The 12,289-nt window shown below is 44.3% G+C and carries 7 protein-coding genes; 3 read left to right on the top strand and 4 right to left on the bottom strand.

The window, feature by feature from the left end; translation table 11 throughout:
• Positions 1-2: 2 nt before the first annotated feature.
• Both JMX95_RS06015 and JMX95_RS06010 read right to left on the bottom strand, forming a co-directional pair.
• A complete protein-coding gene (locus JMX95_RS06015; RefSeq protein ID WP_201560301.1) occupies positions 3-3,761 on the bottom strand; it encodes a nitrate reductase subunit alpha in 3,759 nt (1,252 codons plus the stop codon).
• 348 nt (positions 3,762-4,109) lie between these two features.
• Positions 4,110-5,489, bottom strand: coding sequence for a NarK family nitrate/nitrite MFS transporter (locus JMX95_RS06010; protein WP_201560300.1), 1,380 nt, complete (start codon positions 5,487-5,489; stop codon positions 4,110-4,112).
• A 401-nt stretch (positions 5,490-5,890) separates the two neighbouring features.
• Here JMX95_RS06010 and JMX95_RS06005 point away from each other — a divergent pair, with 401 nt between their 5' ends.
• Positions 5,891-7,924: a histidine kinase gene (locus tag JMX95_RS06005; RefSeq protein ID WP_226950221.1), complete on the top strand. Its 2,034-nt coding sequence runs from the start codon at positions 5,891-5,893 to the stop codon at positions 7,922-7,924.
• A gap of 74 nt (positions 7,925-7,998) precedes the next feature.
• Entirely contained in the window at positions 7,999-8,658 is a 660-nt protein-coding gene (locus tag JMX95_RS06000; protein WP_201560299.1) for a response regulator, read from the top strand.
• Between the two features lie 212 nt (positions 8,659-8,870).
• Here JMX95_RS06000 and JMX95_RS05995 read toward each other — a convergent pair whose 3' ends face one another.
• Positions 8,871-10,349: an MFS transporter gene (locus JMX95_RS05995; protein WP_045455078.1), complete on the bottom strand. Its 1,479-nt coding sequence runs from the start codon at positions 10,347-10,349 to the stop codon at positions 8,871-8,873.
• A gap of 325 nt (positions 10,350-10,674) precedes the next feature.
• On the opposite strand from JMX95_RS05995, the gene JMX95_RS05990 reads away from it, so the two are divergent.
• Positions 10,675-11,076 carry a DUF1971 domain-containing protein gene (locus JMX95_RS05990; RefSeq protein WP_193008691.1) on the top strand — a complete coding sequence of 134 codons (402 nt, stop codon included), beginning with the start codon at positions 10,675-10,677 and terminating at the stop codon, positions 11,074-11,076.
• A 78-nt stretch (positions 11,077-11,154) separates the two neighbouring features.
• Here the strand turns inward: JMX95_RS05990 and JMX95_RS05985 are convergent, their stop codons facing one another.
• Positions 11,155-12,282: an alkene reductase gene (locus tag JMX95_RS05985; protein ID WP_265089718.1), complete on the bottom strand. Its 1,128-nt coding sequence runs from the start codon at positions 12,280-12,282 to the stop codon at positions 11,155-11,157.
• Positions 12,283-12,289: the final 7 nt, after the last annotated feature.

Genomic DNA, 12,289 nt, shown 5'->3' with positions numbered 1-12,289 from the left:
CTTTACCCTTCAATGCTGGTTGGTAACGGACGTGGCAATTCGTTATCGGGTTTGTCTTCTAGCCAGTCGATTTTTGACATTTTACGAATCACGACAAATTCATCACGGTTACAACCGACGGTGCCATAATAGTTAAAGCCATAAGACTGCTGGGCATAGCTGCCAATCATATGCGTCGGTTTCAAAATCGTCCGAGTGACCGAATTATGGATACCGCCGCGCGTGCCTGTTTGCTCAGAACCGGGAATATTGACCAGTTTTTCTTGGGCGTGATACATCATGGTCATGCCTTCTTTGACCCGCTGGCTAACGATAGCACGGGCAGTGATTGCCCCATTGGCATTGAACAGCTCAATCCAATCGTTATCGACGATGCCGGCTTTTTGCGCATCGACTTCTGACATCCAGACACAAGGTCCACCGCGACTTAGGGTCAGCATCAGCAAGTTTTCAGAGTAGGTACTGTGGATGCCCCATTTTTGGTGCGGTGTTAAGAAGTTCAGTACAATCTCTTTATTGCCATTTGGTTTAGCGTCTTTGAGCAGCTCAGTGGTCTTGGTATCGATAGGTGGACGATACTGCTGCATTTGCTCACCAAACGCCTGCATCCAAGGATGGTCTTGATAAAACTGCTGACGACCAGTAATCGTACGCCATGGAATCAGCTCATGGACGTTGGTATAACCCGCGTTATAACTGACCTGATCTGACTCAATACCTGACCATGTCGGGCTTGAGATGATTTTACGCGGCTGTGCGACGATGTCTTTAAAGCGGATTTTTTCGTGCTCGCTAGATTTGGCAAGATGAGTATGGTCGCGACCAGTAAATTCAGAGAGCGCGCTCCATCCTTTTACGGCGACATGACCATTGGTCTCAGGCGCGAGCATCAAAATCATCTCAGAAGCATTGATGGCTGTATCGAGGCGTGGTCTGCCTTCAGAGATACCCGTTTCAGTCACGCGGTGGTTTAAATCCCCCAGCTGTTTGACCTCGGTTTTCATGTCCCAATTCAAGCCTTTTGAGCCATTGCCCAGTTTTTCTAAGGCAGGACCCATAGAAGTGAACTTTTTATAAGTGCTCGGATAGTCACGCTCAACCACTTTAATCATTGGGCAGTTTTTACCCGGTACAGGTTTTTCGCCAGCCGTTTTCCAGTCAGTGCCACCAAATGGCTGTGCTAATTCACCCGGGGTGTCATGTTGCATTGGCAAGGTGACAACGTCAGTTTCAACACCTAAATGACCTTTTGATACTTCAGAGAAGCTCTTGGCAATGCCTTTATAAATTTCCCAATCGGTCTTAGATTCCCACGCAGGGTCGGTTGCGGCGGTTAATGGGTGAATGAATGGATGCATGTCTGAGGTATTCATGTCATCTTTTTCGTACCAAGTTGCAGTCGGTAGCACGATGTCAGAATACAAACAGGTAGAAGACATACGGAAGTCTAATGTGACAACCAAGTCTAATTTACCAGTTGGGCCTTTTTCTACCCAATCGACTTCTTTTGGTTGCAGGTGACCTTCTGCATTTTCTTTATTGAGCAAGCCGTTTTTGGTGCCCAAGAAATAATGCAGCATATATTCATGACCTTTGCCTGATGAGCCCAATAGGTTTGAGCGCCAGATAAACATGTTGCGAGGGAAGTTGGCTGGGTTATCAGGTGATTCACAAGCAAAGCGTAAGCTGCCATCTTCGAGAGAATCGACAACATACTCTTCCACGCCTTTGCCGCTTTCCTTGGCTTTGGCAGCGATGGTCAGTGGATTGCGGTTTAATTGCGGCGCTGAAGGCAACCAGCCTGCACGCTCTGCTTGAATGTTGTAATCAAGCATATGCTCAGGGAAGAACTTTTTATCGACGAGAGGCGAGAGTATCTCATGGGCAGAAATGGTTTCGTGACGCCACTGTGAGCTGTGATTGTAAAAGAAGCTCGTGCCGTTCATATGACGCGGTGGACGATGCCAATCAAGCGCAAAGGCCAATGGCAACCAACCCGTTTGAGGGCGCAGTTTTTCTTGACCAACATAATGTGCCCAGCCGCCGCCAGATTTACCGATACAACCGCAAAGCATCAGCATGTTAATCACGCCGCGATAGTTCATGTCTAGGTGATACCAGTGGTTCATACCCGCGCCGATGATAATCATCGATTTACCATGAGTCTTATGGGCATTTTCAGCGAATTCACGCGCGACTTGAATGACGCGCTCACGGCTCAAACCGGTGATGACTTCTTGCCAAGCAGGTGTGCCCGGTACGCTTGCATCGTCATAGTCGTCGGTGACGTGTTCGCCGCCAACACCATTATCCACGCCCAAGTTGGCAACGGTTAGATCAAAGACGGTCGCAACGATAGCGGTGCTGCCATCGGCAAGGGTAATGGTTTTACAAGGGACAGTTTTTTGCTGTATTGCTTCGCCCGGTACAGAGGTGAAGTGTGGGTGTGACACATGACCAAAGTAATCAAAGCCGACTATGCAGGTCTCATTGCTATCTTTTAACGTCAGTGTGAGGTCAATATCTGCGCCTGTCGTACCATTCTTTTGCTCAAGATTCCATTTGCCTTTTTCGCCCCAACGATAACCGATAGAGCCGAGTGGGGAAACCAGCTCGCCATTACTATTTAGACCGATGGTTTTCCATTCTGGATTGTTTTCTTGACCTAAATTATCAATTAAGTCAGAAGCACGCAGATAGCGACCTGCATGGCGCGCGCCTTCTTCACCTTCTAGCATGACGAGGACAGGTAAGTCAGTGTAGCGCTTGGCGTAATCTAAGAAATAATCACTTGGCTGCTTAAGATAAAACTCTTTGATAATCACATGACAGAATGCTTGCGCAACCGCTGCGTCAGTACCTTGTTTAGGATTGAGCCATAAGTCAGTAAGTTTAGAAACTTCCGCATAGTCGGGGGTAATAGAGACGGTCTTAGTGCCTTTATAACGAACTTCGGTAAAGAAATGCGCGTCTGGTGTACGTGTTTGCGGGACGTTTGAACCCCAGGCAATAATATAATCAGAGTTATACCAATCGGCTGATTCTGGCACGTCGGTTTGCTCGCCCCAAACCATTGGCGACGCTGGTGGCAAGTCACAATACCAGTCATAGAATGACAAGCAAACACCGCCGATAAGTGATAAATAGCGACTACCGGCGGCGTAACTGACCATCGACATCGCAGGAATCGGAGAGAAACCAACGATACGGTCAGGACCAAAAGTTTTGGCGGTATAGACATTACTAGCGGCGATAATTTCATTGACTTCTGCCCACGTTGAGCGAATAAAACCGCCCAAACCGCGCTTGGATTTATACTGTTCTGCTTTGATAGGGTCTTGGACAATGTTGCCCCACGCATCGACAGGATCAGGATACTGCGCTTTGGCTTCACGCCATAATTTTAGAAGCGGTTTACGTACCTTTGGATATTTCACACGGTTCGCTGAATACATGTACCAGCTATAACTTGCGCCACGAGGACAGCCACGCGGTTCGTGGTTTGGTAAGTCTGGACGGGTTTCAGGATAGTCAGTTTGCTGCGTCTCCCACGTGACCAAGCCGTTTTTTACGTAAATTTTCCATGAGCAAGAGCCGGTACAGTTGACCCCATGCGTTGAACGCACGACTTTGTCATACTGCCAACGGCTACGATACACATTTTCCCAGTCACGAGACTCATCGCGCGTCTCACCATGCCCATCGGAGAATTCGCCCTTTTTACGTTTAAAAAAACGGAATTGGTCGAGTAAATGGCTCATTTCGCTATCCTCTGTATTATTGCCTATGGGGTATCTAAAGCTGAATGGCGTGGTAAAAACAACCCTTTGCCCAAGCTGTAAATGTTTTTCGATGGTATTATTTTAAGTAAGCCATCGCCCTCTTGCTATCCGCTAACATGAGCAGAGCACTACCACCTTAGTAGTAGCGGTAAATGATAAAATTTGCTTAAAAAATCGTTAAGTATTTATGAGTTGGGCTTATTTATAAGCAAAATATGGATTGGTAAAAATAAAAAAAGTGCTACTTACGCTGGCAAGTAGCACTATAAAGAGCGATGTTTTTAATTTAAAAATCTGTTTTTAGAGGATGATTTATACAAGGCTACTTTAGCAAGGAATCTCAGCATTAGGGCGACTGTAATACCACCATGTCAACACAATACAGAGAACATAAAAGACAATTAAAGCGATAAAAGTACCATCAACACCCAGTCCTGAACCAAACATTTTTGGGACAAAGAATGCGCCATAGGCCGCTATCGCTGACGTGAAGCCAACCACTGCTGCTGATTCTTTACGTATTTCGACAAACAAGTCCTCTGTACCTGCTTTTTGAGGTTCAAGGCGTTCATGAAAGGTTCTGAAGATAACGGGAATCATGGTAAAGGTAGAGCCGTTACCGATACCTGTGGTAATAAATAGCACCATAAAGGAGATGAAGTATCCGACAAAGCTGCCCTCATGAGTCTCGCTAGGCAGGAAATACATCACCGCCAATACCGCCAATACCATCACGATATAGTTCCAAAAAGTCACTTTTGCGCCACTGGTTTTGTCAGATATCCAGCCACCTAAGGGGCGAAATAGCGCACCAACTAAAGGACCCAAGAAGGCAAACTTAAGTGCATCAATGGCGGGAAATGAGTTTTTAATCAGCATCGGAAACGCGGCTGAAAAGCCAATGAACGAGCCAAAGGTCGCCATATATAGGATACACATGATCCAGTTATGTTTGCGTTTAAAGATAACGGATTGGTCTTTAAAGGAAGCTTTAGCAGTAGCAATATCGTTCATGCCAAACCATGCCAGTGCTGAAAATAGCAGAATAAAGGGTACCCAAATAAAGCCTGCATTTTGTAGATAAAACAGCTGACCACTTGCAGAGACTTGTGGGTCGCCGCCTAAGCTACCAAAGGCTGCTACTAATATAATCATCGGTACAACGAACTGCATCACCGACACGCCAAGGTTACCCAAACCCGCGTTTAGCCCAAGAGCAGTGCCCTGTTCTGCTTTTGGAAAGAAGAATGAGATATTGGACATGGAGGAGGCAAAGTTACCACCACCGAAGCCACAAAGTAGGGCAATGATGGCAAATATCATAAATGGCGTATCAGGGTTCTGAACCGCAAAGCCCATCCATAATGCTGGAATTAACAGGGATAAGGTAGATATCGCTGTCCAACGTCGCCCACCAAAGATAGGCACCATAAAAGAATAAAAAATTCGCAGCGTTGCCCCTGATAGTCCGGGCAGCGCGGCGAGCCAAAACAACTGCCCATCATCAAAATCAAAACCAATCTCTGGCAGACGGACGATGACGGCACTCCATACCATCCATACTGCAAATGCCAATAGCAACGATGGAATGGATATCCATAAATTTCTACGCGCGACTTTTTTGCCGCCTCCTTCCCAAAATTCTTCTACTTCAGGTCGCCAGTCAGTGATGAGCTTACCACCTTTGAAGTTGTAATTATTGCCCATGTTATTCCTCACTTAGTATCAGCTATGCCTAGTTATGTTCAGTATTTTTTATCATCAAATGGCTGTCTAAACTTACAGTAAACCGTAGCGCTTACTCCTGTTATTGTTGATAACAAAGAGCCGCCGTACTGGCTTATGAGCGCTATGAATTACTTGCTCTTTCAAAAAATGATAACTCACGGTACTGTGTTATCCCGATGAAGAGTATTCATACATAGTGGTATACTGATGACTAAAAGGGGTATATTGCGAGCAGGTTTATCACTAAAATTTTGCTTGTCGATGGACTGCTAAGTGCGCTGTAGTATTTTTTATGCTGTGTATTTTTTGCCTTTGCGACGTTCAATTTTAAGATCTCAAATCTTTTGTGCAGAAAGTATCTGATGGGAGCGCTATTAATCATGTCTAATCTACGACGGCAGTCTTTGTTCCTTCATACTTGGATTGCTATTACGATCATCGCTACTTTGTTTTTGATGTCAGCGATAGGCAGCGGTGCGCTCGCTTGGGTCGCAAAGTCTGATGCTGAGGCGATTAATACCGCAGGATCGATACGCATGGCAACGTATCGCATTAGCTTTCAGTTAGCGACTGACTTTGCGGATAACCATCCCTTTAGCTCAAGCCTAAATATCAAACAAGATGGCTTAGATAGTGACAATGCGCCGCAGGTAGAAAAGCAAGACAGACTGGATTTCTCCAATAAAAGCGAGTCTGAAAAAATAGACATACTGGTTGAAGACATGGAGAGTCGTCTCAACAAATTACAAGCGTATCAACTGACCAGTGCCAACAGAGATAAGGCGATCAGTGAGCAATGGAGCCAGATAAAATCACAATGGTTTCGTGATTTAAAACCATCATTATTGGCACAAGACAAGCAAGGTTTTTATAGTGATTCAACCAAGTATATTGACGATGTTAATCGTTTTGTTGGCGCGTTACAGGATAGAAATGAGCAGCGTCAGACATGGCAGCAAAACCTACAAATACTATCACTGATACTGAGCATGATTATTATGCTGATAGGCGTACAAAGGTTACAGAACTCAGTGCTAACGCCTATTCAACAACTCATTAAAGCCAATCGGGCGTTTAAAGAAGGCAAATATGATACGAGAGTGTCTATCAGCGGTTATAGAGAATTTGAAGCGCTTGGCAATTCTTTTAACGGTATGGCCAGTACCATTGAGAGGTATCAGCGTTCACTTGAGAGTGAGGTACAGACAAAGACTCAGCATCTGGTAAAAGCCAACCAAGCCTTATCATTGTTTTATGATTTCTCAAAGCAGTTGACCAGTAGCCCTGTGAGCTTACACCGGCTTGATGAATTGATTACTGGCTTTGGGTGTATATTCCCATATTTAGATTTTACGCTGTGTATCCAAAGCAATATTCTAACCAATAAAAACTCTATAGCCCTGCACGATGATAGGATGAAGGAGCTATGTACCAAACTCACTTGTGACAGCTGCTCTATTAAAGAAGACGTTTATACCAAAACGTTTCCGATTATTCATCAAGATATAGAATTTGGTGAGTTAAAGGTAAGACCAAAATCTGTCTTAATGACCAATAAAGCTTATGCAGAAGATAAGAAAAAAAGCGAGGAAGATTCAACACGCATCAAAGTAGTAGAGGTGGATAGTAGTTACTTAATTGCTAAAAACAATGAATTGATTGTTGTGCTGACCAATCTCGTCAGCACCGCCTTATCCCTACGCAGACAAAGACAGCAAGACCATCAGCTTATTCTACTTGAAGAGCGCTCGACCATTGCTAGGGAGTTGCATGACTCTTTAGCACAGTCATTGTCTTATCTAAAAATACAAGTCAGCGTGCTCGAAAAACATCTGCAACTGTCTACTGATAAAGACAGTGGGCTGGTGGTATTTGATGAGCAAAGTCAAATCAAAGTTGGGCAGCATATCAGTCAAATAAAAATGGGTCTGAACTCTGCTTATCATGAGCTGCGAGACTTATTGACGACTTTTCGCTTGACGATTGATAGCGGCAATTTTGATGAAGCTTTGTATGAGGCGGCTGATGAGTTTGCTGTAAAAGGACAGTTTGACATAAAGGTCAACAATCAAATCCTATCCTTGAATCTAACGGCAACCGAACAAGTGCATCTCATTCAAGTTATAAGGGAGGCGCTGTCGAATATCAGTCGCCATGCCCACGCTAACAGCGTCACTATCGATTTGGTTTATGATGATGAAAGTAATTATGTAGCGATGATGGTCAATGATGACGGCATCGGCATATCAGGGACTGTCAATCAGACCCAGCATCATGGTCTAATGATTATGAAAGAGCGTGCCTATAAATTAGGCGGTGATTTGATCATCTCTAATAATGTACCCGCAGGTACCAGTGTCATCGTCAGGTTTGTACCCAGTTTCTTTACGGATTATATGGCTGAGCAAAACTAAGTGAATAGGCTTAGTAAACGCTCTTAACCACTGTATTGTGTTTTTTGTAGCATTTTTCAATTTGTGAGTATTTTATGACTACTAAAGTTTATACGTCTGCTTCTCCGGCTCGGCTACTATTGGTCGATGATCATCCCATGCTGCGCCGCGGTGTCGCAGAACTGCTCAGTCTCGAAAGTGATGTAACGGTCGTTGGTGAGGTGAATAACGGACAAGAAGCGTTGGATTTTTTGGCAAACAATCCGGTCGATCTGGTCATTCTAGATCATAAAATGCCAGTGTTGACTGGTATCGAAACCTTAAGAGAAATCAAAGCCAGAAATATTGACGTGGCTACCTTGCTATTTACAGTTTCTGACAGCGGAGAAGACGTACAAGAAGCGTTGAAATTAGGGGTGGATGGTTATTTGCTAAAAGATATGGAGCCTGAGTTAATCATCGTCGATATTAGAAAAGTGTTGCGCGGTGAGCTGGTTATCAGTCCCAATTTGGCTTCAATATTGGCGCAAACATTACGTGCACCAAGCATTGAAGATATCGCTAGCAATCTCACCACTAGAGAGTTGCAAGTGATTCAAATGATTGCTGAAGGCTTAAGTAATAAAATGATCGCCAACAAACTGGATATCGCAGAATCCACAGTAAAAGTGCATGTTAAGCATATTTTGAACAAAACTGGACTACGTACACGGGTAGAGGCAGCAGTATGGACCGTGAATCATTTGTCAAAGTAGTCGTTTGTCAAAATGGTTATTTATCGAAGTGGTTGTTGTTTTAAAATGCTACTTTTTGAAAGTGCTACTTTTTGAAATCGCTACTTTTTATAAAAAAATCATGGGTCATCTGAATAACGCCTATTACATGTCTGGATCGCTCTCTATATCAGTCAAAAAAAGCCACCGAACATTGATGCTGGGTGGCTTTTTTATTTTATAAGCTAATAAAACTAGCCTTCTTCAGCGGCAATTTGACGATCGACCGAGGACATTTTGTATTCGTCACCAAAGGCATCTTCAGGCTCTTTTAACCAGAAGAAACAAAGTACCCAAGCGATAAATGCACCTATCGCAATGATAAAAAAGAACTGATTTGGTTCGACCAAGGTAAATATAAATAGATAGAACACAGCGCCCACGTTGCCATAAGCCCCCGCCATACCAGAAATTTGACCTGTTAAGCGCCGCTTAATTGAGGGGATAATACCAAAAGTTGCACCTTCTGCCCCTTGCACAAAGACTGAACATAGAATCGTAAAGACGACCGCGATAAACAATGGCCACTCTGCATTCAGCAATCCCATCAATCCAAAGCCGATACCGATACCGAACATGTATACCAACATCACCAAGCGACGATTGCCAACCTTATCAGAGATATAGCCGCCAAGTGGTCGTGCCCATAAGTTAACAAAAGCAAAGGTCGATGCGACTAACCCTGCGACGGTAGGGTCGAGCTTCCACGTTGCGGCAAAGAACATCGGTAGCATAGAGACGACCGCCAGCTCTGCGCCAAAGTTAGCAAAGTAGGTGACATTTAGGGCGGCAACAGAGGTAAATGGGTATTTGTCATCCTCAGGGATACCCGCTTTGAGCATGGGTACATTGACACTGATGGCTTTATAAATTTGATAAATAACCACCACAGCGATGAGAGTATAAAACCCCCAAGCGCCTGTTTCGCTCAGGAATCCCATGTTTTTAGTGCGATAAACCAATACACCCAATACGCCATATAAAGGAATAATAAATAGGCAGTATAATAATAAATCTCTCCAACTTGATACCTCTAAAGCACCCGCCTTACGTGCTTTTTTATGGGTATCTTGTGTAGGACCATCGGTGATTAAAAACCAATAGGCTACCCCGTAAGCGGCCATCAGTAAGCCAGATAATGCAATTGCCCAGCGCCAACCGTCATCACCACCAAAGAACTGTAGCGCAACCGTGGGAATGGTAATCGCTGCGGCAGCTGAACCAAAATTACCCCAGCCGGCATAAAATCCTTCGGCAAAGCCAATGTCTTTTGGCTTAAACCAAAGGGCAGTCATGTGAATGCCAACGACGAACCCTGCGCCCACGATAGACATAAATAGGCGAGCGACGAACAGCTGCATCGCGGAATCACCAAAAGCGAAGAACCATGTCGGTATCGCCATGACGACCATCAGTATGGAAAACACGCGACGCGGACCGAAGCGATCCAATGCCATGCCGACTACCACTCGTCCTGGAATGGTCAAAGCAACGTTGGCAATGAGAAATAATTTGATGTGTTCAGAAGTTAAGTAGCTTTCGGCCTCTAGCATAGAAGTGGCTAGTGGCGCCATATTGAACCAGACATAAAAGGTCAGAAAAAAAGCAATCCACGTATAGTGAAGCGCTCTTATATCACGGCGTTCAACCTCAAGTAGCTCTTTTGCATGCATGACAAGTATTCTCCACCGTCGAACTGGATAGTTTAGATGGAGTTAATGTAGCAATAAGTAAGCTCGCTAACCATTAGGCGAAAGCAGTATGAATGTCATTTCACATACTACTTAATGGGGATTAAAAAGTGGCTTTAATATCCTATATATTGATGGTTAACTAAGATGATATGAGGATAGCAATACATTTAAAAATATGATGCGCTATAGTAATAATAACCATTACTGTGCGTGCTTTTCTTGTTTATTAATAGAATTTTATTCACAAGTACGCTGTTAATAAAAAGGATTGGGATACACCCATCAAATTAGCCAAGGAGTTACCATGAGTGATACTGTCGCCTCAAACCCCGTCATACCCAGCCATTGGAAAATAAAGCGTTCGACCCACTTTTTTACTAAAGATAAAGTCCCAAAAGCCTTGCTGACTCATCACAATACAGCAGAGGGCGTATACGGCCAAATTTGTGTCATGCAAGGCACGGTTACCTTTTACGGCTTTGCTGATGAAGCCGCCACTGAACCTGAAAAAACAATTGTTATTAAAGCAGGGCAGTTCGCGGTCAGTCCGCCTCAATATTGGCACCGCGTAGAATTAAGTGATGATGCCCAATTCAATATTAATTTTTGGACAGAAGCGGATACTGGTAATAAGTCGCTGTTCAATAGCTCAAAGATACATAGCAAGCCTATCGAAAAGTTATTTGATCAGTCGGATGAATCATAAGGGCTATATATATGAATCAGCTATTAAAAACATCCTATTCATAAGCAAAAAAATAAGGCCACGAATGGCCTTATTGTATTAAGAGTTTTGATAGTAAGGATAGTTATTATAGCCAATTTCGGTGCCACCATACATCGTGGTAGGATCTGCCTCGTTGAGTGGCCAATGATTGGCGATGCGCTCAGGTAAATCGGGATTAGCAATAAAGGGACGACCAAAAGCAAATAAGTCGCCATAACCTTTAGCTAGCATATGAACCGATTTTTCCGTCGTGTATTTACCCGCATAGATAATACGTCCTGAAAACTCCGCTCTGACCGCTTGATAAAAAGTCTCTGGTAAATCAGGGGCATTGTCCCAGTCAGCTTCTGCAATAGATAAATAAGCGATACCCGCTTGTTCAAGTACTTTAATCGCTTCAATATACGTATGATGTGGATCTGATTCCACTAGCCCTAAATACACGCGAGTTTCATCTGTGCTAGCAAACAGCGGTGCAAAACGTACGCCTAAGCGATCAGCGCCAACCACCTCACTGACGGCAGCCACGATTTCTTTTAAGAAACGCAAGCGATTGGTCAATGAACCGCCATATTGATCATCACGTGTGTTGCTATGCTCAGAGATGAACTGATTCACCAAATAGCCATTGGCACAATGCAGCTCGACGCCATCAAAACCTGCCTCCAATGCATTGCGCGCGGCTGCCGCATACATAGCGACCAGTTCACTAACTTCATCAGTACTGAGTGCGCGTGGCTCACTAGGATCGGCTAACGCGCCTGCACCTGGTGCTGTTTCGATAAATACTTTTACATTGTCAGCAGTGATAGCTGATGGTGCAATTGGCTGAGCGCCTTGTGGTTGTAAGCTGGTATGAGACACGCGACCCACATGCCAAAGCTGAGCGAAAATGATACCACCTGCTGCGTGTACCGATTCAGTGACCTTTTTCCAGCCTTCGATTTGGGCATGCGAATGTATGCCTGGCGTCCACGCATAACCTTGACCCCTTGGCTCAATTTGCGTGCCTTCAGTGACCATAAAACCTGCAGAGGCGCGCTGTGTATAGTAGCTTGCCATTAATTCATTAGGAATATTGTCCGGTTGCGTGCTGCGAGAGCGTGTCAACGGTGGCATGACAATACGGTTTTTTAACGTATATGGTCCAAGTGTGACAGATGCAAATAATGGGCTGGTATCGATATTAGAT

The organism is Psychrobacter sp. NC44, from assembly GCF_904846655.1.
In the GTDB taxonomy this organism is placed as follows: Bacteria; Pseudomonadota; Gammaproteobacteria; order Pseudomonadales; family Moraxellaceae; genus Psychrobacter.
Note: the sequence above shows the minus strand (reverse complement) of the source record. Positions and strands in the feature narration are given on the sequence as shown.